Origin of the sequence: Flavobacterium sharifuzzamanii, from assembly GCF_003254585.1 — a bacterium.
GTDB lineage: Bacteria > Bacteroidota > Bacteroidia > Flavobacteriales > Flavobacteriaceae > Flavobacterium > Flavobacterium sharifuzzamanii.
Genome location: NZ_QJGZ01000035.1, coordinates 12,147 through 36,105 on the forward strand (window position 1 = coordinate 12,147; position 23,959 = coordinate 36,105).

The window sequence follows — 23,959 nt, forward strand, 5'->3', positions numbered from 1 at the left end:
TTAAAACTTACATGAAATATCTTATATTTGATAAAAACTAAACCTATCTAAAATGCATAAACTAATTAAACTAAATCTTATTGGAGTGATTTTATTTCTTACTTCTTGTACTTCTATGACTCCACTTCAAGTACACAATACACTTCCTACTTTAACAAAATCAAAATATATTACGCAATCAGAAATAGAAACGAGTACTTGCAAACCCTTAACAAAAAACAGAAGCTACGTTGCTCCCATTGGAATGACACCAAAAAACGATTTGACAAATGCTGCAAAAGGAATAGATGAATGGGTTAAAATTGATGGAGGAAATGCCTATGTTTTAAGAAATTTCAATTGGGTTAATATTGACCAAGATACAAGTCAACTTCATGTTGATTTTGATACTTTGTTGTGTGAGTAAAATTGCACAAGCTTTAAAAATTCATCCAAGCGAATTGATTAAGGATTTGTAGACTGCTCCAATATTACAGATTAAAACTTAATCAAACATTCTAGTAGAAAGAATACTTAACCATTAACAAAAAATGAAAAGCATCTTACAAATGATTATTGTTATCACTGTTATTTTTAATGTAATGGCCTCTTTAATTGTAACAGTCGTAGACATTTGTTCTGATAGATATTTTGCAGAATATGAAAATATAAAAAGCTTTAAGAATAAAAAATTATACATGACTGATGATTTTTTATTTATAGAAAGTGGCACTCAAGATACAGGAGCAGATAACGGAATAGGACATTTTGTTGTCGAAGGAAGATTATTGAGTAATAATTCTAAAATAAGACTAATAGCAGGCAAAGAAGAGTATCTTGATTTAAATTTAAATAAACAACCACTTTACAAAAGTAGTTTAACCAATGACTTTTTCTTGAGAGATGCTCCTGCAGAATATTATCGAGATAAATTTATTTCTTTTTATTTAGGAATTTATTTTAAAGCATCTTTTTATCTTATAATAAGTTTTATAATTTATTTCATTTTAAGATATATAAAGATACGCAGATATCGATTATTATAACCCGATGGCAAACAACTAAGCTAATAATATCCCCCGCTAGCGCGAGCGTACCCCTCGTGCACGCAATCTTCACAAATTGAATACACTCATGAACAATGTACTAAATGAAAATAGAAATTAACAAAAAGTATCAGTCAAGTTTAATCGCAAATACTGATCTTCATGCAGGTGGTTTGTTTTTTTGTATAATCTACCAAAATCAATTGGAGTTTTTTAAGAATGGTAAAGTTGAGCTAACAAAAAAGATCGTTGATGCCTTTCGTCCTATGGATGAGCTCGATATTGAACATTTACAAAATTATAAGATTGTTGGAGATTACTCATTTAATGATAGAGGATATTTGGTTTGTACGTTTGAGGATTTATTTTGGACATTTACCGGATTGTCTACCGAAAAAGATAGTTCAATTATTCCCTTCAACATTTATGATAGTCGCTTACTAAATAGATGGGGAGAAGTTTACAAACTTGAAGAAGTTATTTAGTGACAATCCTGAGGTGGCGCGAGCGTCCTGCTCGTGAACGCAATCTAAGTAGGAAGTCTATTTTCTCATTCTATTTCCTTCTAGTTTTGTCATTTCGACGTAAGGAGAAATCTTCGCGAGTAACTCTACAAAGATTGGCAAGTATACTTTGCGGAATTTCTCGTGTGATTTGCTTCGCCAGTTCGCTAACGCTCGGGTCTCCTTACGTCGAAATGACAATACTTTGTGGTTACAATATTGAAAATTGTTGCGGAGCTACTTGCGAAGATTTCTCGTTCCTCGAAATGACAATACTGTGTGGTTACTACGCGGATAAACTGGCGAACGACAAACCGCAAAAAACCAACCCTCATTAAATCAGTATTTTAGCAATAAATTTATATATTTGGTTATACCAAAAACAAATTTACTATCTAAAACCACTATTAATGAAAGGACTTATTAAACTCGGCCGTTTATTTTACGGTATTGGCATTATTACTTTAGGAGTACATCAGCTTATTATTAAAGATTTTCGATCTGAAATTTTATCACCTTTTCCCGCTTGGGCGCATCAATATCCTGTTTTTTCTATCCTTACGGGAATTGTTTTAATATTGGCAGGAATTATTATTTCGGGAATCGTTACCATTAAATTTATTGACACCAGAAAAGTCTGTCTTTATTTAGGTTTTGCTTTTCTTGCCGCTTTTATGGTTTCTCATCTTCCGTTTATTTTCATTTTTAATACCGATAAAACCAACGCCACACAAATTTGGATCAATGCTATTGAAGAACTCACGTATAGTGGTGGAGCGTTTGTATTGGCAGGTTCCTATAGTGCGAACAAAAGCGAAAGCAAATTTGACAAATTTCTAGAAAAACTTATTCCGGTTGGGCGAATTTTCTATTCGCTTTTAATGCTTTTGTTTGGTTTAAGCCATTTTCTTTTTGCCGAGTTTGTGTCTACAATGGTTCCAAAATGGTTGCCAGGAACTATGTTTTGGACTTATTTTGTAGGCGTTGCGCTTATTTGTTCGGGCATTTCGATTATTTTTAAGCTTTGGATAAAACCTATTTCGCTACTTTTGGCTTTAATGCTTTTACTTTTTGTACTTTTCTTCCATATTCAAGATGCTGTTGCAAATCCAACTGTTGGTAGCGGAAATGAAATTGTACGTGCCATTATTGCTTTACTTTTCTGCGGAATCGCATTGGTAATTGCACTAACAAACGATTCTAAAAAACAGGTTTTGGCGAGCTGAGATAATTTAGAAAAACTAAACTAAAAATTAACCCCATGGAAAACTTCGATTGGACTTCTTTCACAAAAAAAATAGCCGTTAAAGCTCCGCTCAGCGACATTTACAACGCTTGGACAATTGCTAACGAACTGGAAAAATGGTTTCTAGAAAAGGTATCTTTTTTTGATGCTAACGAAGAACCAATCAGCAAAGATCAAAATGTTTCTGGAGGCAATGCTTATGAATGGCTTTGGTATTTGTATGATGATGCCATGAAAGGAAAAATAACTTCTGTCAACGGAAAAGACCGATTGCAGTTTACGTTTGAAGGAACGTGTCTCGTAGATATAAAATTGAGTGAAGAAAATGGTTATACAATTGTAGAACTTCGCCATCATAACATTCCAACAGATGATAATTCGAAACAATATATCAGACTAGGCTGTTCCAACGGCTGGCATTTTTACTTGACCAATCTGAAATCGGTTTACGAAGGCGGGTTGGATTTACGTAATAAAGATGAGAATTTGAATCCTATGATTAATAATTAAACTAAATCGCTTAAAATGGATCTTGAACAGATAATAGCGGGTCGTATTATTCTGGAGTTTTTAGGAGCTTCAGTACGATTTCTTGGCTACAATTTATGGACTCTTTCCAACGACAATGATTTCAGGACATTTGCAAGTTTCTGGTCACCAAGCGGAAGTAATCAGAAAAAAGATGATAATAGTAATCGAAATCATATGATTGGAGTTCTTTGCTTGGGAGGTTTCGTAATGTTGCTGATTGTTTTTAACACCTAATTCATCACGCCACAACACATTCCATGTTTTTTTCTTCCATAATCTGCATGTCTATTATTTTTTGAGCAACAGTTCCTCTTTCAAATAAACGAATGAATTTGAAAACAGCGCTGACAAAATATCCTGGATTCGAAACCAATCGCGCAATTTCTGTTATTCTCTGATCTCTTAATTGCGTACAGGCTTCTCTTTCATTTTCTGGAACTGCTACAAATTCGTTAGCAAATTTCCATGCGCCGTTTCTTGCCGTTTCCATACTGAAATCTATAAAGAAGTTGTCTACTTTGCCCGTAAACTTTAATATCCACGTAAGCGTTGGCCAAATTTTGATGAGGCATTTTTCGACACCTCCAACGAGATTGCTCAAAATGAAGTTTATTTTATCAAAATCGGCTTTTAAATCTTCGATATCTTCAACTGTAGAAACTTCTGCTGAAGCAATTCCTAAATCGAGATTAATATGTGCATTAATTCCAAGAAGCAAATGCTGTAAAACTATTGGCCAGAAATTTTCGGCTTGTTCAAAAGCAAATGCCCAACATTCAGACGGTTTTTCTTTGGCTTGATATTGATAATACGCTTTCAAATATCGATTGGCAAAAATAACATCGAGTTTTTCCATTCGCTCCCCGTTCTGGAAAGAACCTGCCAGAATGCCTTCCTTTACTCTTAAAGTAACTTCGCGATATAAAATGGCAAACAAACCTAAATTACTCTGGTCTATTTTTGATTTTTCTATTATCTGATCCCAATAACAGAATTACCTCGTCTATAGTTTCAGCTTGTTTCATACTCATTTATAATTGGTTATGCTTAAATTGAGAAGAACGAATTTAATTATTTTAACCGTTCATTGAACGGATTCTATCAACTGTGTGTATTGAAAATCAAAACGAAAAACTGCTTATTTCGGTGCAAATCGATTATGGTCGTATAGTTTTTTCTCTGTGATGTAATACAAAATAAGATTCTTTGTCTGTTCGGCCGTCAAATCCTGATTATAGTTTTTTGCAACTACAACTCCCAATCTGTTTTTTTCATCGTTTGAGAGATTTTCAAAATAAGAAAGTATTTCCTCTTTATTTTCAAGTTCGTTAATATCAAAACTTGGAATGGTTTGCTGCACAGCGATTTCTTTCTTTCTATATGAAACGTTTATTTTCTCTACTTTTTCAGCTTTATTTTCAGAGAAAGTTTTAGCAGGAGCATAATTAACCGCAACTTTAGGTTCTGGCTCAGACGGCAAATCTGCAGGATTCATTTTAGAAACTTCCATAAAAATATTTCCTAAAACTACAATCAAAACTATTTTTGGCAAAAACACAATGATATCGCTGTTAATGACTTTTACCATTTGAAGCGCCGAAACGACTCCATAAACTATAAACGAAAAACCTAAGATTTTAAAGTAGTCTTTCAAGACAATATCAATTTTTCTAAGACGGTTTCCTAAAATAATATCAATTACGATTAGCACTACACTCGATAACATTAACAGTATGGCACTCGAAATAGAACTTGCACCAAAAGAGAGTAATGCATTTGCATCGTCGGAAGAAAAATATACTTTTAATGCCTTAAAAAAAACTATCCCAACAGAATAAACTCCTATTGCTAAAAAAATGAAAGAAACATTTATTAAAGAATTCGCTTTATTGTATTGGAATGTTTTATTCAAAAGAACTTTAAGTACAATAAGAAGTCCTATCCAGATTAGATTGCTGAAAACAGAAAAACCATTGACTGTTAAACCATGAAGCCAAGTTTGGTCGACATAAATGAAATCTTTGTAAATTGAAAAAACTAGCATTAAACCAGCATATACAAATGCTAATATTGCAGCGGTATTATAAATTTTAGGCAAATTTGCTTTTGAGAAAAAGTCGTTCATAGAATGGTTAGTTTGTTAATTGGGATTGGTGGTTGTGCCGTCAAAAATATAAAAATATAATTACAAAATTGATTTAACATTTAACACATTTGAGTCTGTTTTTGGCAAAACTAATTTCATAAAAAAATCCCAAAAGAAAACTCTTTTGGGATTGTTACTAAACTTAAAACGAAACGGGATTGTACCTACTCTTCTACTTTCAAAATCTCCAATTTAAGATTTCCTTTTTTAGCAGGCCATTCAACAATATCACCTTCCTTGTAGCCTATCATTGCAATTCCTTCATCTGAAAGAACCGAAATCTTGTTTTTACTCACTTTTGCTTTTTCTGGACCAACTAGAAGAATTGTTTTTTCTTCGTTATTGATGTGGTCTTTATATGTGACTTTTCGATCTATAGAAACTACATCTTCTGGAAGATTTTTTCGCAATACCTGCGTGGCATGTTTTAGCTGCCCTAATAAAAGTTCTTCTTCTTGAGCGGTTACTTTTTTTCTTCTTACGTGATCTTTAATTAAATCGTAGGTTCCTGTAGTTAAAATTATATGTTGTGACATGACTTTCTTGTTTGCTTCATTATTTCTAAGATATGACACAACTCTACAGTGAACAGCGCGCAAAACGGCATATTCAACGATATCATATCCTGAATAAATGAGATTAAATAATAAAAATTAAATGGTAAAATATCCCCTGCCTAGAGTTGTGACAGGGCAAAAGAAATAAACTCTTTTGAGCTTTTCAAGAAAGTATCGTCATGCAAATACAGCAATGTGCACATTAAGCACATCAGACAGCTTTTTATTAAATAAAAATTTGCAGTGATCATTATAATATTAATTGTAATATGTTAGCAAGATAAGCTTATTTTCTGACAATAAAAAAATTATAACTTTACGAATATGGTTTTACGTAAGGATTTTGATTTTAAACCATTTACTTTTGAAAAAACTCTTAAACTATCCTAAAAACAAATGAAACTAATAATCACCACATTACTTTTAATTTTAAAATTAAATTTGTTTGCACAGTCCAATCAATTTGCTGGTGATTACACTCGTTCTCTTTCTAGCGAAAATCATAAACTTGAATATGCACTTACTTTAAATCAAGACGGAACATTTGAGTTTCATTACTATTCCAATATACAAGGCGGAACTCCGCAAGAAGTCAATAAATATGGAAAAGGAAAATGGAGCGAAAAAGACAATCTGATTACTTTCTCTTCTGATAAAACAACAGATTTAAACGAAAAATATACTTTAGATTTTAGCCATTCTACTGCAAGATTTGTCACTAAAAATCCGAGGGATAAAAGTGATAAAATAGTGAAGACAAAACTTCAATTTTTAGAATCGGAAATCTTATGGATGAGAAGAATTGATATTTTTAAAGTATAAATGAAATGAAAAAAATATTTGTTTTGATTTTTCTTCTTCTTCTATCAATTGTAGCATTTTCACAAACCAAAAAAGAGAATCCAATTGATGTTTTAGAATCAAAATGTCTTAATAAAGACAACATTTCTAATGCCGACATGTGCAATTGCACCATACAAGCTCGTGAATCTTGGGACAAAGAATTGAACAAATATTACAATTTACTGAAAACGAAACTCCCAAAAGAAGCCTTTGAAACTTTGAAGGAATCTCAAAAGCAATGGCTTGTTTATCGCGACAAAGAATATAGCTTTATTTCGAAATACTTTTACGAAGTAAAGCAAGGAACCATGTGGTATGCTGTTGCCGAAAATAAAAAGAAAGAAATTGTAAAAGCAAGAGCAGTCGAATTGGAAGTATATTACAAAATGTTAGAATATTAAAAAATTAGAAATGAATCATTCTCTTATAATTGTTTTAAAAAAATATACTCCAATCTTTTCTATCGTTTTCTTTTTCGTGAGTGCATTTTTGATATATTATGACATATTCTATTTTTTATTACTATTAGGTGTTTTACTCTTATCAGTATCAATCTTAGTTCTTAATTTTTTAAGTGACATTGATAAAACAGGAATCGAAATTTTCGAAAAAATCGTTGCTTACGACTCAGATGAAGATGGTCATAAAACCCCTATAATTGAGTTTCAAACTTCTGACGGAAAGTTTTTTAAAGGAACTCCACTTATTCATTCCTCATCAGACGTAGATAAATTTCGGTCGTATCAGGAAAATATAAATAAAAAAGTCAAAATACTTTACAGTGCAGATTGTCCTGAAAATTTTATTATAAAAGGAAAAACTTATATCTTTTTTTTGAACCTCGTGGCTATTGTTAGTTTGGCATTTATAATTTGTTCAATTGCAAAACTTTTGGGATATAATATAATCTTCTAAAATCATTTTTCGAATTTGCACGAACAACTTAGAATCTTAGAGCCTTTGCCCCTTTCTTCAAAATTCCTTAATTTCGCTACAAATAAGAAAAGGAAAAATGAAGGTCTGTATTGCTGAGAAACCAAGTGTAGCACGCGAAATCGCATCTGTTTTGGGCGCGAATACCAAACATGACGGATATTATGAAGGCAATGGCTACGCTGTGACCTACACTTTTGGGCATTTATGCACCTTAAAAGAACCCAACGATTATAAACCGCACTGGAAAAGCTGGGATTTGAACAATCTTCCTATGCTTCCTGAGAAATTTGAAACCAAAGTCGTTCAAAATTCCGGAATTCAGAAACAGTTTAAAATTATTAAAAGCCTTTTCGAAAAAGCCGATGTGGTTATAAACTGCGGGGATGCTGGACAAGAAGGAGAATTGATTCAGCGTTGGGTGATGAATGAAGCCCATTATAAAGGTGAAATTCAGCGCTTATGGATTTCATCGCTTACTACAGAAGCTATTAAAGAAGGGTTTGAAAACCTAAAACCTTCTTCTAATTACGATAATTTATTCTATGCTGGATTTTCTAGAGCCATTGGAGATTGGCTTTTAGGAATGAATGCAACGCGTTTGTATACCGTAAAACATGGCGGTTATAAACAGGTTTTATCGATTGGCCGTGTGCAGACACCAACGCTGGCAATGGTTGTGGATCGTTTTAGAGAAATAGAAAACTTTAAACCTCAACCGTATTGGGAATTGCAGACTTTGTACAGAGAAACGCTTTTTAGTTATGAAGAAGGTCGGTTTCTAAAGAAAGAAGACGGAGAAATTATAGCGGCAAAAGTTAAAGAAAGTGATTTTGAAATTGTTTCTGTAGATAAAAAAAACGGAAACGAATATGCTCCAAAGCTTTTTGACTTAACAGGTTTACAGGTGTATTGCAACCAGAAATTCGGATTTTCAGCAGAGGAAACGTTGAAAATTGCACAAACTTTATACGAACAGAAAGTAATTACATATCCCAGAGTAGATACGACTTTTTTACCTGGGGATATTTATCCTAAAGTGCCGGGGATTTTGCAGAAATTGACCAATTATGCCGAATTGACTCAGCCTATTTTGGAGAAAAAAATCAAGAAATCGCCAAAGGTTTTCAACGACAAAAAAGTAACCGATCACCACGCGATTATTCCAACTGGAGTTCAAAACAATCTGCCTCATAACCAACAGCAGGTTTATGATATTATTACAAGACGTTTTATTGCTGTTTTTTATGATGATTGTTTGGTTGCCAACACAACCGTAATCGGAAAAGCAGCTGATGTAACTTTTAAAGCAACAGGAAAAGAAATCTTAAAAAAAGGTTTTCGTGTTGTTTTTGAAGATCCAAATACAAAGGAAAAAGAACCCGATTTATTGCCAAGTTTTACTGTAGGCGAAAAAGGTCCGCATGAACCTTCTTTCCTTCAAAAAGAAACCAAACCGCCCAATCAGTTTACAGAAGCAACTTTATTGCGCGCCATGGAAACGGCTGGAAAACAGGTTGACGATGAGGATTTGCGCGAATTGATGAAAGAAAACGGAATCGGACGTCCCTCAACTCGTGCGAATATTATTGAGACGCTTTTCAAACGTCAGTATATTGTTCGAAATAAAAAACAGGTTTTACCAACTTTAACAGGAATTCAATTGATTGATACGATTCAGAATGAATTGGTAAAATCGGCTGAACTTACGGGAACTTGGGAAAAACAATTGAAAGATATTGAAAAAGGAACTTTCACCGCTGCGGCTTTCATTAGAAACATGAAACGCATGGTTGAAGCTTTGGTTTACGAAGTTCGAAGCGAAACCAAACATGCCAATATTTCGCATGCGGCAACGATACAAAAACCAGTTGTAAAAGCAGAAAAAGAGAAAAAGAAAGCTGCTGGAATTTCGGCAGAAACTTGTCCGAAATGCCAAAAAGGAAATATACTAAAAGGAAAATCAGCTTTTGGTTGCAGCGAATACAAATCGGGCTGTGATTTTGTACTGCCTTTTGTTTTTCATGATAAAAAAATTACGGAAAGCCAATATTTAAGATTGGTACAAAAAGGTTCTACAGTAAATATAAAAGGCTTTAAAACTGATTCTGGAACTGTTGAGGGTTTAATTCGTTTTGAAGAAAATTACAAACTGAAACTAGAGCCAAAGAAAACAGATAAAAAAGCTGAAGCAAAAGAAAGTTCGGATGCTTTGACTTGTCCGAAATGCAAAAAAGGAACGATTCTAAAAGGCAAAACGGCTTATGGCTGCGCCGAATACAAATCAGGCTGTGATTTTAAAGTAACTTTTGATGAAGTTCGTGCAAAATTAAAAGACCAAAAACCTACAAAGGAATTGGTTTATTCTATTTTGAGTGAAAGCGTTTAAAAGTTTTTTTGGCCACGAATTTCACAAATTTCCGCGAATTATTTTTTGAAAATTACTGTGTCTATAATATTTGCCACAGATTAAAATGATTAGCACAGATTTATTTTTTTTGCCACGAATTACACTAATTTATTTCACGCAGATTTTGCAGATTTGTGCAGATTAATTAGATTTTATTAATCTAAATATGCATGGATCAGCTTAAATCTTTTTAAATCTGCGTGAAATAAAAAAAGAAAACTTGTGCAAAACACACAGGAAAAAAATCATTTTAATTCTTCTAATCTGTGGCAGGCATCAAAAAATTAATTCGCGAAAATTAGTGCAATTTGTGGCAAACATTTTTTTCATACATTAGTGCTATCAAAAACCTAATAAATATGTTTCAGAAAATTACTCTTTTTGCTCTTGTATTGGCCGCAGTTTCTTGCCAGAAAAAAGAAACCGTTGAAAAAGATAAAATCAAAAAAGCCGACTGGTTAATCGGGAACTGGGAAAACAAAACTCAAGATGGAGTTTTATCTGAAAACTGGCAAAAATTAAACGATAGTACTTTTAGTGCTGTTTCTTATTTTATAAAGGGAAAAGATACCATTCATTCTGAAAGTATTATTTTGGCACAATTAGGCGAAACGTTGACTTATAAAGCAACCGTAAAAGGTCAAAACGACGATAAACCTGTTTTCTTCCCATCAACTTCTGAAACAGAACAAAAATTGGTTTTCGAGAATCCAAAACACGATTATCCTCAAAAAATTACGTATACAAAAGGTGCCAATAATACTTTGACAGCTGAGATTTCTGGAAATCTGAACGGAAAACCGAGCTCTGAGAAGTTTGTTATGACGAAGAAGTAAGCAAATAGAAATTTAGTAATCCTATTTAATATTAGATGAGAATATATTCATCGCTTCAAATTGGCGATTACCATCAAAATAATTGTGAAGATCATTTATTTGTTGGCGAATATGGTAAAAATAAAATTCTTTGCGCTGTGATGGATGGTTGTACCACTGCTTTAGAAAGTCAATTTGCTTCCTTACTAGTTGGGAAAATTCTAAAAAAAATCTGCATAGAAAAAGGTTATAAAGAATTTATTGAAAAAAAGTCAGAACCTATTCTTCCAGAAGAAAATCTAAAGCTTATTTTACAAGATTTATTAAGTGAGCTCCGTATTGTCAAAAATCAGCTGCTAATTGATGAAAAAGAATTACTGACAACGCTAATAATTCTTGTATTTGACAAAGAACAAGAAAGTGGTATTGTATTGGTAATTGGTGATGGTCTAGTAAATATAAACGGAAAAATAACGGAGTTTGAACAAGACAACAAACCCGATTATTTAGGTTTTCATCTTACTGAGGATTTTCAAACTTTTTACAATTTACAAAACCAAAAAATCACATTCAATACACTAGACGATATTAGTATTTCTACTGATGGCATTTTTACTTTCGAAAAATTGCTACCAAAGAAATCTAAAGAAGAAATTGATGTAATTCAATTTTTGACAATTGACAAAGTAAACTCTGAAAAGGATGATATGTTTGCTTTTAAACTAAAAATATTAGAAAATGAGTTCGGGTTAAAACCAACAGATGATTTCTCAATTATTAGAATAATTAAATAAATGAATTTATAAAGTATTTTTATTCGCTGCAAAAAAAATCACTCATTCTCCCCAATCTTATTCACCATAAAAATCATCAGAATACCTAAAAGCGCCATTACGAAAAAAGCCCATTTCATGCTTGAATATTCAGAGATAAAACCAACCATTGGCGGAACTAGTAAAAACCCAAGATAGCCAATTGTAGATATTGAAGTTAAAGCAGAACCACTGCTTAATTTTGAAGATCTTCCTGCAATACTAAACACTAACGGAACTACGCAAGAAACTCCAAATCCGATTAAAACATAACCGAAAATAGTTGGATACGCATAAGGCAAAATAAAACAAAGACCGAAACCAGCTGTTATTAATATTCCGCTGTAAAGCAGGATTTTTTTTGTTCCAAATTTCATTACACCATAATCTCCAAAAATACGTCCTAAAGTTACAGCCGAAGCAAAAAATACAAACGCAGCGCTGGTTAGTTTTGGTGAAGCTTTTAATATATTTTCGAAATAAATTCCGCTCCAGTCGTACATTGTATTTTCGCAAGCCATAGAAACAAAACAAATCAGAGAAAATTTTACCAGATTCTTTTCTGGCATTGAGAAGAACTTCTTTTTAACCGGAACAGGTTCGTTGTGAATGCTCATCGGGTAAAAACAAGCCGTCAACGCCAGCATAAAAACACTCACTCCCAATAAATGATGTGATGGCGCAATTTTCTGCGTTACCATTACATAACCTAATCCCGCTCCCGAAAAAACGGCAATACTCCAAACGGCATGAAAACGCGTAATAATCGATTTTGGATATAATTTCTGCACTTCTAGAGATTGTGCATTTATAGATAAATTAAAAATATTACGAGAAGCTCCAAAGAACAAAAGTATAATAACTAACTGCCAAACAAATGCTGCCAAACCTGGCAAAGAAAGCGCAACATTGAACATAACCGCACCAAGCAACATAATATAACGGCTACTGTATTTGTTTAACAGTTTTCCTGTAAAAGGCATCGTCAACATTAAACCGATTGGAAAAGCAAATAAAACAGCTCCAAATTCAGCTTCAGATAATTTTAATTGGGCTTGTATATGTGGGATTCTCGAAACCCAAGAAGAATAACCAAAACCAGAGAGAAAGAAAAAAACTGTGTTGGCAATGCGATATCCTCGAGGCGTATTTTGAATCTTTTTAAAGAATGGTAAAATCATGAAGTCGTTTTTCAGACTGCAAAATTAAGTCTTTTTAAAGTTTATGTCACTACAACTTCTAATAAGAATTTTGATTAAATGCTCTAAAATCAACATTTAACAATTTCGATACTAAATGAGAAAAAAATAAAATTGTTAAAGTTATTTTAATTTCTACATTTGCATTGTTTTTATTTATTCTAAATAAAATTAATTATAAACCAAATTCAAAATAATAATGAATTACCTCCATTTGAAAACTACGCGTTTTCTATTTTCAGTCAGTCTTCTATTTTCGTTTTTATCTGCCTTTGCACAAAACCACGGAAAAATTAAAGGAACAATCACAACATCTGATGGCGATGCCGCTGCCGGTGTCAATATTATTCTTAAAAACACAAAATATGGCACCGTTTCTAATGACGACGGTAGTTTTGAATTTAACAGAGTAAAACCAAGCACTTACATTATACAGGTATCTCTATCGGGCTACGAAACGCTTGAAAGAGAAATAATTGTCACTGAATATGAAACCATTACTACTAATTTACAATTAAAGGTCTCCAATAAGGAGCTGAATGAAGTGGTCGTAAATGGCAAGAAAAGCAACTTGTCAAAAAAGACCGATTATGTCGCTAGAATGCCATTAAAGAACCTAGAAAATCCGCAGGTTTACAATGTTATCCATAAAGAACTATTACAAGAACAAATTGCGGTAGACATAAGAAGCGCAGTTCAAAATGCTACTGGCGCAATCTCAAAAATATATCCTTCTGGCGGACTTGAAATTAGTTTTAGAGGATTCAGTACAGGTGTAAACGCACGAAACGGAATGGAAACTCTTTCTGGACGAAGCTCAATCTCAATTGATAATGCCGAGCGAATTGAAGTGCTAAAAGGTCCTTCTGGAACTTTGTTTGGTTCTTCTGTTTCTTCATTTGGAGGAGTTGTAAACCTAGTTACCAAAAAGCCTTTTGAGACTAGCAAAACAGAGATATCTTATACTGGAGGTAGCTTCGGACTGCAGCGCGTTGCGGTAGATTTTAATATGCCTTTGACTCAGAATAAAAAAGTTTTGTTTAGAATGAACGCTTCGGCAAATACAGAAAATAGTTTCTTAAATTATGGTTTTAATAAAACTGTCTTATTTGCACCAAGCCTTATTTATAAAGCAACCGACAGATTAACCCTGAGTTTAGACACCGAGATTTTCAACACCAATAACACTCGCCCTACTTACGGACGTTCTTATGCGGCAGGGCTTACCAACCCAACAGATCTAAAAGTAGATTACAGAACAAGCTTATTTGCCGATGATCTTGATGCGAAAACAAGTTCTCCTAAAATATTTGCTCAGGCAGAATATAAATTTTCTGATAATTGGAAATCTACAACGTTGTTCTCACTAGTAGACGAACGTGTAGATCATAGTTACCAATACTACACTGCATGGAAATCTCCAACAGAAGTTCAAAGAATGGTATCTCGTTTTGGCCCAATTCATAATAACTTCACCAATTTTCAAGAAAATATTAATGGTGAATTTTCTACAGGAAGCATCAAACATAAACTCTTAGCGGGTGTTAATTACAGATTTACAAAAGGCACATTTAAATATGCAACAACACAAGTTTTAAATGTAATTGATGTAACGACAGCTTTCGAACCAATTCGAAAAAGCGATGTAGACCCGAAATTGAAGGAAATGCAATTTGGCGTTCCAAATGAGCAGACTTTTAGTGTTTATGCTTCAGATGTAATTAGTTTTACAGATCGTTTATCGGCAATGTTAAGCCTTCGTCTAGATAACTTTGTTCAGAAAAAATTGGAAGATACAGATGGATACAACCAAACTGCTTTGTCTCCAAAATTAGGCTTAGTTTATGAACTGGTTAAAGAACAGGTTTCTTTATTTGGAAATTATATGAATGGTTTTCAAAATGCTGGACCTGTAAATCAACCAGATGGATCTATATTAATTTTAAAACCAATTTATGCTAATCAATATGAAGGTGGTGTAAAAGTAGAAGCATTCAATAAAAAATTAAGCACAACACTTAGCTACTACAACATTACAATTGATAATGCTACAAGAACAAATCCTGATGGTTATAGCATTCAGGACGGAAAACAAGTAAGTAAAGGAATTGATTTCGAATTTATTGCTAATCCGATAAACGGCTTAAACTTGACAGCTGGTTATGCTTATAATGACAATCGTATCGTTAAATCATCTGATGCTTCCATTGAAGGCAACAAGGCTAGCGGTGCACCAGAAAATGTTGTTAATTTTTGGGTTTCATATAAATTTCAAAACACACTAAAAAATTTAGGATTTGGTTTTGGAGGAAACTATGTAGACAAACAGTATAAATTTGAAGATGAAAGTTTTTATGCTCCTTCTTATTCAATTTACAGTGCAACTATATTTTACGACAGACCAGTATGGAGACTTGGCGTTAAATTTAACAACCTGACAAACACAAAGTATTGGGATTCTTATGGAATGGCTCAAACTCCTGCAAACTTCTTAGTAAACCTAACGATAAGACTTTAGTTTTTTTACTCAACTACTTCTAAAACCTCGAAATCTATGCATATGAAATAGGTTTCGAGGTTTTTCTAAAGTTTTTATTTTTAATTATTCTAAATAAAACTTATGTTTGTAAAAAATATCATTTTAATAATTTAAACTTGATCTTATGAAATCAAATACTTTAAAAACACTAAGCTTTTTATTTTTAATGCTTTTTGCTGCACCTCAACTTTTTGCTCATGCTCTTTGGATAGAAACTAAATCAACAGGAACAAAAGGGAAAGCTCAGGAAATTTCTGTCTACTTTGGAGAGTTCTCTGATAATGACATTACAAAAGCTGACAAATGGTTTTCTGATTTAAAGGATTTCTCTTTAGTCGTAATTTCTCCATCAAAAAAAGAGACTAAATTAACGTCTAAGGCTTTAGATAATAAATACCAAGCCTTCTTTACACCAGATGAAGATGGTGTTTACACCATTGTAATGCACCACACGGTAAAAGATGTTTATGGCACTATGAAATTAGATTACAATTCTAGTGCAACTGTTGTGGTTGGAAATAAAGCTGCAGGAAACACTATCGCTTCTAATACTAATAAAATTGCTGTATTTTCAGAAAACGCAGATGTAGCTAAAAAAGACACTAAAATTACTGGTGTTGCTTCTTATGATGGAACTATCGCAAAAGAAACTAAAATTAAAGTAATTGCACCAAATGGATGGGAAAAAGAATTATGGACAAATGATAAGGGAGAATTCTCTTTCACTCCAATCTGGTCTGGAAACTACATGATAGAATATGCTCACACAGATAAATCATCTGGTGAACATAACGGTAAAAAGTATGACGAAATCTGGAAAATGGCTACTTACCAAATTTCAGTAAAATAATGCCCTAAAATTTCATTCTTAGAGTTTAATTTCAATTTAAAATCCTTGCTGGTTAGCAAGGATTTTTTGTTACTATTTATACTAAATTAAAATAACATTAGAAAATTCTTAAGCAAATCTTAAGAAAACAATAAGTAAGTTTTAATAAAGAAAATCACTTCATAATTTCTTGTTAAAGAGTCTGTATATTTATATTTGCACTCGATAATTTTTATTGAATCTAAATAAATACCATGAAATATAATTTACTATTTGCACTTGGATTATTAAGTTTTGCTTCTTACGCTCAAGATTACTCAAGCAACGAAACTACATCTTCAGTTACTGATACTGTAAAAAATAAAAAAGGTGAAATTCTAAACGAGGTTGTAGTTACTAAAACAAAAGAGCCAAAACCAGTAACAGCAGTTCGTTCTGGATTAAAACCAATGGATAATCCGCAATCGATACAAGTTATCGGTTCTGAAGTTATCGAACAACAGCAAGCCATCAGATTAAGTGAAGTTCTTAAAAATGCCAATGGTGTTTATGTAAGTTCTGCACGTGGTGGAGCTCAGGAGTCTTTCTTCTCAAGAGGTTATGATATGTCTGCAAACAACATGTTCAAAAACGGATTCCGTTATAATTCAGGTTCTATTCCTGATGTTTCAGGTTTAGAGAAAGTAGAATTTCTAAAAGGTAGTTCTGCATTATTATTTGGAAACGTAGCGCCAGGGGGAATTTTAAACTTAGTAACCAAAACGCCTCAATTTAAAAGCGGAGGAGAAATCTCAATGCAAATGGGAAGTTATGCTTACTACAAACCAGCATTTGATTTTTATGGAGGCCTTAATAAATCAATCGCCTTTAGAATTAATGGTTCTTACGAGAATTCTGAAAGCTTTAGAGATGTGGTGAAAAACAAACGTTTTTACATTAACCCATCTTTACTTTTTATCATTAATCCAAAAACTCAAATTACAGTTCAGGGAGATTATTTAAGTGCAGATTGGACACCTGATTTCGGAACTGGAATTATCGGAAAAGAAATTTTAGATCTTCCAAGAAGTGCTTTCTACGGATCTCTTTGGTCAAATGGAACAACTAAATCTTCTAGTGCATCGGTATTATTAAATCACGATTTTAATAAAAACTGGAAATTAAACTTCAATAGTTCTTATCAAACATACGATAGAACACAAAAATCTACAGCTCAACTATCAAATTTAGATGACACTAAAATATATCCAATTCCAGGTTACTGGAACAGAGGATTAACTCAGGGACAAAACTTAGAGCAAATTTTAGGAGATCAATTGAGCATTCAGGGGAACTTTAATACTGGATCTGTAAAACATCAAATTTTTACTGGTGTAGATTGGGAAAATTCGTTTGCAACTGCTTATACTTATGCTTTTAGCGAAGAAAAAGTAAAAGTAAATGGTAAGTATGATCCAAGTCTTTATGACACTATTTATCTTTTTGATTTTGATCCGGCAACACAAAGAAATGACATTCCGAACGCAAGAGCTACTCAAATTACAAAAACAGATACAAATCGTTTTGGAGTGTATTTCCAAGATTTTATTTCTATCACAGATAAATTTAAGGTTTTGGCAGGTATAAGATGGTCTTGGCAAGAAGCTGAAGTTAGCACATACAAAGAAACTAAAACTGGCGCTGGAAATCCTCAAGATGCAGTTCCAACAGTTACTCCAAAACGTTTAGATAATGCATTTTCTCCAAAAGCTGGATTAGTGTATCAACCAACAAAAGATGTTTCGATATTCGGAAGTTACTCTACTTCTTTCACGCCAAATACAGGAACAACTGTTGATTTACAGCCTATCGAAGCTTCAATTATTGATCAATACGAAGTTGGTGTAAAAACAGATTTCTTTAAAGGTTTGTTAAGCACAAATGTTACTGTTTACCAAATTACAAATAGCAATTTGGCACAGATGGCGCCAACAAAAGCAGATGGAAGTGATAATTTTGACGCAAACATTAAAATGTTAAGTGGAGAAACTAAAAGTAAAGGTGTTGAAGTTGATGTTACAGCAAGACCTGCAGATGGTTTAAATATTATTGCTGGATATAGCTATAATGATATGCGTTACACTAAAACTTCAGGATTAAACGGAAGTTTTGTTGAAGGAGACCGTGTAGCAAGAACTCCATTAAACACAGCTAACTTAAGTTTCTTCTATACTTTACAGTCTGGATTCTTTAAAAATGTTTCTTTTGGAGCAATCGGAAACTATGTTGGTGATCGTTTAGGCGGATGGAATGATGATTATGTTTGGACAGAAAACAAACCTTCAACTAATCCAAAAACGTACACGGTTACAATCAGAGATCGCGACATTCCGTTAGAAGGCTACGTTACAATTGATGCTTCTGTAGGATATACTTGGAATAAATTCTCTATTCTTTGCAAATTATCGAACATTACAAATACATTAAATTACACAGTTCACGAAAACTACAGTGTGAACCCAATCGCTCCTCGTCAGGTTATGACAAGCTTGAGATACAAGTTCTAAAATATTGAATTAGATGTTTTTTTTTATCCCGAGATTTTCTGTTTCTCTCGAAACAGAAAATCTCGGGATTTTTGTTTTGAATCTAATTCAAATCTATACAAAAAATAATCTGCAACAAAACATCTTCAAGTCTAACTTCTACTGACATACCCTTGTCACTTTAACCTATTTAATTTGCATTATAAAACACAAAAAAGATGAGCAAATTAGATTTAACTAAAACAGACAAAACCTACTATAATGCTAAAATCAACCCTGAAATTGTCTTTATAGAAAAAGCAAATTATATATCGCTTACAGGTCAAGGTGATCCTTCTGGAAAAGATTTTTCAGAAAAAATTCAAGCGTTATACACCACCGCTTATGCCATTAAATTTATGCTGAAAGCTATGAACAACGATTTTGTTGTTCCTAAACTAGAAGCATTGTGGAGTTTTGATAATAAAAAATACGCATCCATCTCAATGGATGAAGCTCCGCTGAAAATTCCTCGTTCTGAATGGAATTATAGAATCATGATTAGAATGCCCGATTTTGTAACGAAAGAACAAACCGAAGAAGCTATTGCCATTGCCGTCAATAAAAAACAAAATGCATTAGCCAAAACAATTGAATTCTTTGAAATGGAAGAAGGCAAAGTTATTCAGGTTCTTCACATTGGTCCTTTTGAAACTGAACCTCAAACACTGAAAAAAATTCAAGAATTTAGTATAGAAAACAATCTATTACAAAATGGATTACATCACGAAATTTATCTCTCAGACTTCCGTAAAACAGCTCCAGAAAAACTAAAAACAATACTTAGAGAACCTGTAAAATAAAAAACCCGACAGATTTTCTAAATCTGTCGGGTTTTGTTTTATAATCTCTAGTCTGCTTTCTTATTTCAAACCAGCCAAACTCTGCTCGATTGTAGCAATTTTTGCTAAAGCATCGGCTTGTTTTTGTTTTTCTAAATTAAGAACTTTCTCTGGAGCTCCGTTTACGAATTTCTCGTTAGAAAGTTTTGCTTCTACAGATTTCAAGAATCCTTTTGTGTAATTTAATTCTTCTGTCAGTTTTGCAATTTCAGCCTCAACATCAATATTTCCTGTAATCGGAATGAAATATTCATTTGATTTTACACGGAAAGACAATGCGCCGTCTACTTTTTCAGAAACATATTCGAAAGCAGAAACGTTTCCTAATTTTGTTATAATTGAATCAAAATAAGTAGAAACATTTTCGCTGTTGATTCCTTTTAATTCGATTGCATCTTTAAACGGAATATTTTTATCTTTTCTGATCGTTCTAATTCCAGAAATTACTTCAATTGAATTTTCGAAATCAGCAATCAATTTAGCATCAGACGCTTTTACTTCTGGCCAAGTAGAAACAATTAAAGCCTCTTCCGGAGTTCTTTCAGCAATTAACTGCCAGATTTCCTCTGTCAAGAAAGGCATAAACGGATGCAATAACTTCAAGTTGTTTTCTAACATTTCGATCGCTTTCGCGAAAGTTACGCTGTCAATTGGCTGTTGGTAAGCTGGTTTGATCATTTCTAAGAACCAAGAACAAAAATCATCCCAAACCAATTTATAAATTGCCATCAATGAATCTGAAATTCTGTATTTCTCAAAATTATCTTCGATGTCAACTAAAGTCTGCTGTAATTTCGCTTCATACCATTCGATTGCTACTTTTGATGATTCTGGCTGTGCGATAGTTTCTGAAACTTCCCATCCTTTAATCAATTTGAAAGCATTCCAAATCTTGTTTGAAAATGCTTTTCCTTGATTGCACAATTCTTCGTCAAACATGATATCGTTTCCTGCAGAAGCACTTAAAAGCAATCCTACACGAACTCCATCTGCACTAAATTTATCGATCAAATCTAAAGGATCAGGAGAATTCCCTAATGATTTAGACATTTTACGACGTTGTTTATCACGAACTAAACCTGTCAAATATACATTTGTAAATGGTTTTTCGCCTGCATATTCGTAACCAGCAATAATCATTCTCGCCACCCAGAAAAATAAAATATCTGGACCTGTAACCAAGTCATTTGTTGGATAATAATATTTAAAATCTGGACTTTCTGGATCCATGATTCCACCAAAAACTGACATTGGCCATAACCAAGAAGAAAACCATGTATCTAAGGCATCAACATCTTGTTTCAAGTTGTCGGTTGTTAGTTGTTGGTTGTTGGTTTTTTCTTTTGCTAAAGCTAAAGCATCTTCGATATTTTCAGCAACTACGAAATCTTCTTTTCCGTCTCCATAATAATAAGCTGGAATTTGTTGTCCCCACCATAATTGACGAGAAATATTCCAATCACGAATGTTGTTTAACCAATGCGCATAAGTGTTTTCGAAACGTTTTGGATGTAATTTAATATCTCCTGTTTCTAAAACTGACTTAATTGCTGGTTTTACCAATTCTTCCATTTTCAAGAACCATTGGTCAGATAATCTTGGTTCGATTACCGCTTTAGTTCTTTCAGAAGTTCCTACTTTATTTAAGTGGATTTCTGTTTTTGCTAAAGCTCCAATTTCTTGAAGTTCTTTTTCAATTTCTTTACGAACCACAAAGCGGTCTTTTCCTTGATAGTGTAATCCGAAACTGTTTAATGTCGCATCTTCATTAAAAATATCAACAATTTCAAGGTTGTGTTTTTCACCTAATGTTTTATCGTTCATATCGTGCGCAGGCGTTACTTTCAAACATCCTGTTCCGAATTCAACATCTACATATTCGTCTTCAATAATTGGAATAACTCTTCCGCAAATTGGAACGATTGCTTTTTTACCTTTTAAATGTGTAAAACGCTCATCGTTCGGATTGATACAGATAGCAGTATCTCCAAAAATAGTTTCTGGACGTGTTGTAGCAATCGTCAAGAAATCTTCTGAACCTTCAATTTTATATTTTAAGAAAAATAATTTTCCTTGCTGTTCTTCATAAATTACTTCTTCGTCAGAAAGAGTAGTTTTTGCTTCTGGATCCCAGTTTACCATTCGGTATCCTCTGTAAATTAATCCTTTATTGTATAAATCAACAAACGATTTAATTACAGATGCAGACATATCTGGATCCATTGTAAATTTAGTGCGTTCCCAATCGCAAGAAGCACCTAATTTCTTAAGTTGCTCTAAGATTGTTCCACCGTATTTATCTGTCCATTCCCAAGCATGCTTAAGGAATTCTTCTCGGGTCAAATCGTTTTTATTGATTCCTTCTGCTTTTAATTTTGCTACTACTTTTGCTTCAGTAGCGATAGAAGCATGATCTGTTCCTGGTACCCAACAAGCGTTGAAACCTTTAAGACGCGCTCTACGAATTAAAACATCCTGAATCGTATTATTCAACATATGTCCCATGTGAAGGACTCCAGTGACGTTTGGCGGCGGAATTACAATGGTGTACGGTGTTCTATGATCTGGTTCTGAATGAAAATAGTTGTTTTTCATCCAGTAATCATACCATTTACTCTCAATCGTCTTAGCGTCAAATTGTGCTGGAATTGTCATTTACTAGGGTTGTTTAATCGTTAATTTGTTTAACCGTCTAATCGGTTTTGATCATCGAATTTCAAATTGATTTACTTTCTTGTTTATTGTTTAAAAAAATCATTTATAAATCAATCTCAACGATTAAACAAATAAACGATTAAACAGTTAAACAAAAAAATGGTTCAATTTTTGTATTTATAACTGACAGCAAAAGTAAATAATTAAGTAGACTATAAAAAGAGAAATAATAATTTGTGTGTTAATTAAAAGAATGTATATTTACTTACAATTAAAAAAAGATTTCATATGAAAAATGCAGCCTCTTTTATTGCAGTCTTATTGTTTAGTACAATAAGTTATGCGCAAAATGGCCCAAAAATTGAATTTGCAGCCCCTGATAATACAATTGATTATGGAAAAATTTCTAAAAGTGACAACGGACTTCGTTCCTTTGAATTTACCAACACTGGAGATGCTCCATTATTAATTACAGGTGCAGAATCTACAGTAAGTTCAATCATTGTAACTAAACCTGCGGCAGCAATTTTGCCGGGCAAAAAAGGAAAAATCGATGTAAAATATAATATGGTCGCAGGACCTATTCGTAAAACAATTACTGTTGAAACAAATGCAGTAAATTATCCTGACGGAAGAGTAGCTCTTAAAATTAAGGGTGAAGTTCAATAAGAATTTAAAATCTAAAAATAACAAAAATAGCTGTCTCAAATGGACGGCTATTTTTTTTTAAAAGCTTCAGAGAAGCAAAATATTTATAGAAAAAGAATAAATGATTACAACATCAAGCTCCAGAGGAGCGTCATATATTAAGTCTACAGAAAAAATATGTCGCTCCTCTGGAGCTTTATCCATTTTTGATATTACCACTTCTGTAAATATTTCACCCCGCTGGGGTTTTTACAGATCAAAAAAATGTTCTAAATATTTGTGTCCAATAAAAAAACTGTCCTTTTGAGACAGCTTCGTTTTATTTTTGAAGAGAAACATCTTGACTCTCAAATCTTTCTTCTTTTATTTCTTCTCAGCGCATTCAGCAGTATCAAATTTGTACTTTACGCTTTCAAAATCAATTGGTTTGTCTTTTACTAAATAGGTCACTCCCATTGTAGTCTGCATAGTTCCATTTCCTAAAATAAGCTGATTATTACGTTTTAAAAGCGCCATCGGATTCTTAAATGTTTTTTCTCCGTTTACATTGTCTTTAAAAGTATAATCTACAAAAAGCGTATCTCCATGAAACTCTCCTGCAACTTCTCCTGTTCTAACAGTTGAAGGTGCCACTCTCATAATCATATCTCCAGTTAATTTTCCGTTTTTTAAAGTATTCAATTTTAAATCTATCGTATCCTTTTCATAAATTGCTTTATAGCATGCAGTGCTTACTACTGTTTCACCTTCAGCTTTTGCTGCTTCAGTGGCCTTTTGTTTTTCTTCATTTTTACAGCTTTGCAATCCGATGAAGGATAAAAGCAAACAAGATAAGGTTAGATTTCTCATAATATTTTTCATT

At 33.0% G+C, this 23,959-nt stretch carries 23 protein-coding genes; 17 read left to right on the top strand and 6 right to left on the bottom strand.

Features of this window, described 5'->3' with window-relative positions; translation table 11 throughout:
• The first annotated feature begins 52 nt into the window (after positions 1-52).
• From DMA14_RS05165 to DMA14_RS05190, 6 genes are all read left to right on the top strand, one after another.
• The gene (locus tag DMA14_RS05165) at positions 53-406 is read left to right on the top strand and encodes a hypothetical protein (RefSeq protein ID WP_111423692.1); all 354 of its coding nucleotides are present in this window, start codon (positions 53-55) and stop codon (positions 404-406) included.
• 124 nt (positions 407-530) lie between these two features.
• The gene (locus tag DMA14_RS05170; RefSeq protein ID WP_111423694.1) at positions 531-1,025 is read left to right on the top strand and encodes a hypothetical protein; all 495 of its coding nucleotides are present in this window, start codon (positions 531-533) and stop codon (positions 1,023-1,025) included.
• A gap of 104 nt (positions 1,026-1,129) precedes the next feature.
• A complete protein-coding gene (locus DMA14_RS05175) occupies positions 1,130-1,510 on the top strand; it encodes a hypothetical protein (RefSeq protein ID WP_111423696.1) in 381 nt (126 codons plus the stop codon).
• 428 nt (positions 1,511-1,938) lie between these two features.
• A complete protein-coding gene (locus DMA14_RS05180) occupies positions 1,939-2,754 on the top strand; it encodes a DoxX family membrane protein (protein ID WP_111423697.1) in 816 nt (271 codons plus the stop codon).
• 35 nt (positions 2,755-2,789) lie between these two features.
• Entirely contained in the window at positions 2,790-3,284 is a 495-nt protein-coding gene (locus DMA14_RS05185; RefSeq protein WP_111423699.1) for an SRPBCC family protein, read from the top strand.
• A 15-nt stretch (positions 3,285-3,299) separates the two neighbouring features.
• Positions 3,300-3,539 (top strand): hypothetical protein, encoded by a 240-nt coding sequence (locus tag DMA14_RS05190; RefSeq protein WP_111423701.1) that lies wholly within the window; start codon positions 3,300-3,302, stop codon positions 3,537-3,539.
• 4 nt (positions 3,540-3,543) lie between these two features.
• On the opposite strand, the gene DMA14_RS05195 is transcribed toward DMA14_RS05190, so the two are convergent.
• The 3 genes from DMA14_RS05195 to DMA14_RS05205 form a co-directional block, all read right to left on the bottom strand.
• Positions 3,544-4,242: a DUF5995 family protein gene (locus DMA14_RS05195; protein WP_238989920.1), complete on the bottom strand. Its 699-nt coding sequence runs from the start codon at positions 4,240-4,242 to the stop codon at positions 3,544-3,546.
• Between the two features lie 201 nt (positions 4,243-4,443).
• Complete coding sequence (locus tag DMA14_RS05200) at positions 4,444-5,430, bottom strand: hypothetical protein (protein ID WP_111423703.1); 987 nt, start codon at positions 5,428-5,430, stop codon at positions 4,444-4,446.
• A gap of 185 nt (positions 5,431-5,615) precedes the next feature.
• Positions 5,616-5,987, bottom strand: a complete 372-nt coding sequence (locus DMA14_RS05205) for a GreA/GreB family elongation factor (RefSeq protein WP_111423987.1) — start codon at positions 5,985-5,987, stop codon at positions 5,616-5,618.
• A 417-nt stretch (positions 5,988-6,404) separates the two neighbouring features.
• Here DMA14_RS05205 and DMA14_RS05210 point away from each other — a divergent pair, with 417 nt between their 5' ends.
• From DMA14_RS05210 to DMA14_RS05235, 6 genes are all read left to right on the top strand, one after another.
• A complete protein-coding gene (locus DMA14_RS05210) occupies positions 6,405-6,830 on the top strand; it encodes a copper resistance protein NlpE N-terminal domain-containing protein (protein ID WP_111423705.1) in 426 nt (141 codons plus the stop codon).
• 5 nt (positions 6,831-6,835) lie between these two features.
• The gene (locus DMA14_RS05215) at positions 6,836-7,252 is read left to right on the top strand and encodes a lysozyme inhibitor LprI family protein (RefSeq protein ID WP_111423706.1); all 417 of its coding nucleotides are present in this window, start codon (positions 6,836-6,838) and stop codon (positions 7,250-7,252) included.
• A 10-nt stretch (positions 7,253-7,262) separates the two neighbouring features.
• Positions 7,263-7,766 (top strand): hypothetical protein, encoded by a 504-nt coding sequence (locus DMA14_RS05220; RefSeq protein ID WP_111423708.1) that lies wholly within the window; start codon positions 7,263-7,265, stop codon positions 7,764-7,766.
• 97 nt (positions 7,767-7,863) lie between these two features.
• The gene (locus tag DMA14_RS05225) at positions 7,864-10,173 is read left to right on the top strand and encodes a type IA DNA topoisomerase (protein WP_111423709.1); all 2,310 of its coding nucleotides are present in this window, start codon (positions 7,864-7,866) and stop codon (positions 10,171-10,173) included.
• Between the two features lie 380 nt (positions 10,174-10,553).
• Entirely contained in the window at positions 10,554-11,030 is a 477-nt protein-coding gene (locus tag DMA14_RS05230; protein ID WP_111423711.1) for a DUF6265 family protein, read from the top strand.
• A gap of 35 nt (positions 11,031-11,065) precedes the next feature.
• Complete coding sequence (locus DMA14_RS05235; protein WP_111423713.1) at positions 11,066-11,803, top strand: protein phosphatase 2C domain-containing protein; 738 nt, start codon at positions 11,066-11,068, stop codon at positions 11,801-11,803.
• A gap of 38 nt (positions 11,804-11,841) precedes the next feature.
• On the opposite strand, the gene DMA14_RS05240 is transcribed toward DMA14_RS05235, so the two are convergent.
• A complete protein-coding gene (locus DMA14_RS05240; protein ID WP_111423715.1) occupies positions 11,842-13,002 on the bottom strand; it encodes an MFS transporter in 1,161 nt (386 codons plus the stop codon).
• 217 nt (positions 13,003-13,219) lie between these two features.
• Between DMA14_RS05240 and DMA14_RS05245 the strand changes: the two genes are divergently transcribed.
• The 4 genes from DMA14_RS05245 (at position 13,220) to DMA14_RS05260 (ending at position 19,755) form a co-directional block, all read left to right on the top strand.
• Positions 13,220-15,538: a TonB-dependent receptor gene (locus DMA14_RS05245; protein WP_111423717.1), complete on the top strand. Its 2,319-nt coding sequence runs from the start codon at positions 13,220-13,222 to the stop codon at positions 15,536-15,538.
• A gap of 145 nt (positions 15,539-15,683) precedes the next feature.
• Positions 15,684-16,409, top strand: coding sequence for a DUF4198 domain-containing protein (locus DMA14_RS05250; protein ID WP_111423718.1), 726 nt, complete (start codon positions 15,684-15,686; stop codon positions 16,407-16,409).
• Positions 16,410-16,642: 233 nt separating this feature from the next.
• A complete protein-coding gene (locus DMA14_RS05255; protein ID WP_111423720.1) occupies positions 16,643-18,934 on the top strand; it encodes a TonB-dependent siderophore receptor in 2,292 nt (763 codons plus the stop codon).
• A gap of 197 nt (positions 18,935-19,131) precedes the next feature.
• Positions 19,132-19,755, top strand: a complete 624-nt coding sequence (locus tag DMA14_RS05260) for a GyrI-like domain-containing protein (protein WP_111423722.1) — start codon at positions 19,132-19,134, stop codon at positions 19,753-19,755.
• 60 nt (positions 19,756-19,815) lie between these two features.
• On the opposite strand, the gene DMA14_RS05265 is transcribed toward DMA14_RS05260, so the two are convergent.
• Complete coding sequence (locus DMA14_RS05265) at positions 19,816-22,449, bottom strand: valine--tRNA ligase (RefSeq protein WP_111423723.1); 2,634 nt, start codon at positions 22,447-22,449, stop codon at positions 19,816-19,818.
• Positions 22,450-22,737: 288 nt separating this feature from the next.
• Here DMA14_RS05265 and DMA14_RS05270 point away from each other — a divergent pair, with 288 nt between their 5' ends.
• Positions 22,738-23,118, top strand: a complete 381-nt coding sequence (locus DMA14_RS05270) for a DUF1573 domain-containing protein (protein ID WP_111423725.1) — start codon at positions 22,738-22,740, stop codon at positions 23,116-23,118.
• Between the two features lie 342 nt (positions 23,119-23,460).
• Here the strand turns inward: DMA14_RS05270 and DMA14_RS05275 are convergent, their stop codons facing one another.
• A complete protein-coding gene (locus DMA14_RS05275) occupies positions 23,461-23,946 on the bottom strand; it encodes a hypothetical protein (RefSeq protein ID WP_203418266.1) in 486 nt (161 codons plus the stop codon).
• Positions 23,947-23,959 lie beyond the last annotated feature (13 nt).

Excerpts from the sequence above, each read along its gene's own strand:
- DMA14_RS05250 (WP_111423718.1), top strand. The coding sequence starts at position 15,684 with ATGAAATCAAATACTTTAAAAACACTAAGCTTTTTATTTTTAATGCTT.
- DMA14_RS05210 (WP_111423705.1), top strand. The coding sequence starts at position 6,405 with ATGAAACTAATAATCACCACATTACTTTTAATTTTAAAATTAAATTTG.
- DMA14_RS05245 (WP_111423717.1), top strand. The coding sequence starts at position 13,220 with ATGAATTACCTCCATTTGAAAACTACGCGTTTTCTATTTTCAGTCAGT.
- DMA14_RS05190 (WP_111423701.1), top strand. The coding sequence starts at position 3,300 with ATGGATCTTGAACAGATAATAGCGGGTCGTATTATTCTGGAGTTTTTA.
- DMA14_RS05275 (WP_203418266.1), bottom strand. The coding sequence starts at position 23,946 with ATGAGAAATCTAACCTTATCTTGTTTGCTTTTATCCTTCATCGGATTG.
- DMA14_RS05240 (WP_111423715.1), bottom strand. The coding sequence starts at position 13,002 with ATGATTTTACCATTCTTTAAAAAGATTCAAAATACGCCTCGAGGATAT.
- DMA14_RS05185 (WP_111423699.1), top strand. The coding sequence starts at position 2,790 with ATGGAAAACTTCGATTGGACTTCTTTCACAAAAAAAATAGCCGTTAAA.
- DMA14_RS05175 (WP_111423696.1), top strand. The coding sequence starts at position 1,130 with ATGAAAATAGAAATTAACAAAAAGTATCAGTCAAGTTTAATCGCAAAT.
- DMA14_RS05265 (WP_111423723.1), bottom strand. The coding sequence starts at position 22,449 with ATGACAATTCCAGCACAATTTGACGCTAAGACGATTGAGAGTAAATGG.
- DMA14_RS05200 (WP_111423703.1), bottom strand. The coding sequence starts at position 5,430 with ATGAACGACTTTTTCTCAAAAGCAAATTTGCCTAAAATTTATAATACC.
- DMA14_RS05180 (WP_111423697.1), top strand. The coding sequence starts at position 1,939 with ATGAAAGGACTTATTAAACTCGGCCGTTTATTTTACGGTATTGGCATT.
- DMA14_RS05215 (WP_111423706.1), top strand. The coding sequence starts at position 6,836 with ATGAAAAAAATATTTGTTTTGATTTTTCTTCTTCTTCTATCAATTGTA.
- DMA14_RS05235 (WP_111423713.1), top strand. The coding sequence starts at position 11,066 with ATGAGAATATATTCATCGCTTCAAATTGGCGATTACCATCAAAATAAT.
- DMA14_RS05225 (WP_111423709.1), top strand. The coding sequence starts at position 7,864 with ATGAAGGTCTGTATTGCTGAGAAACCAAGTGTAGCACGCGAAATCGCA.
- DMA14_RS05220 (WP_111423708.1), top strand. The coding sequence starts at position 7,263 with ATGAATCATTCTCTTATAATTGTTTTAAAAAAATATACTCCAATCTTT.
- DMA14_RS05165 (WP_111423692.1), top strand. The coding sequence starts at position 53 with ATGCATAAACTAATTAAACTAAATCTTATTGGAGTGATTTTATTTCTT.
- DMA14_RS05260 (WP_111423722.1), top strand. The coding sequence starts at position 19,132 with ATGAGCAAATTAGATTTAACTAAAACAGACAAAACCTACTATAATGCT.
- DMA14_RS05170 (WP_111423694.1), top strand. The coding sequence starts at position 531 with ATGAAAAGCATCTTACAAATGATTATTGTTATCACTGTTATTTTTAAT.
- DMA14_RS05230 (WP_111423711.1), top strand. The coding sequence starts at position 10,554 with ATGTTTCAGAAAATTACTCTTTTTGCTCTTGTATTGGCCGCAGTTTCT.
- DMA14_RS05255 (WP_111423720.1), top strand. The coding sequence starts at position 16,643 with ATGAAATATAATTTACTATTTGCACTTGGATTATTAAGTTTTGCTTCT.
- DMA14_RS05205 (WP_111423987.1), bottom strand. The coding sequence starts at position 5,987 with ATGTCACAACATATAATTTTAACTACAGGAACCTACGATTTAATTAAA.
- DMA14_RS05270 (WP_111423725.1), top strand. The coding sequence starts at position 22,738 with ATGAAAAATGCAGCCTCTTTTATTGCAGTCTTATTGTTTAGTACAATA.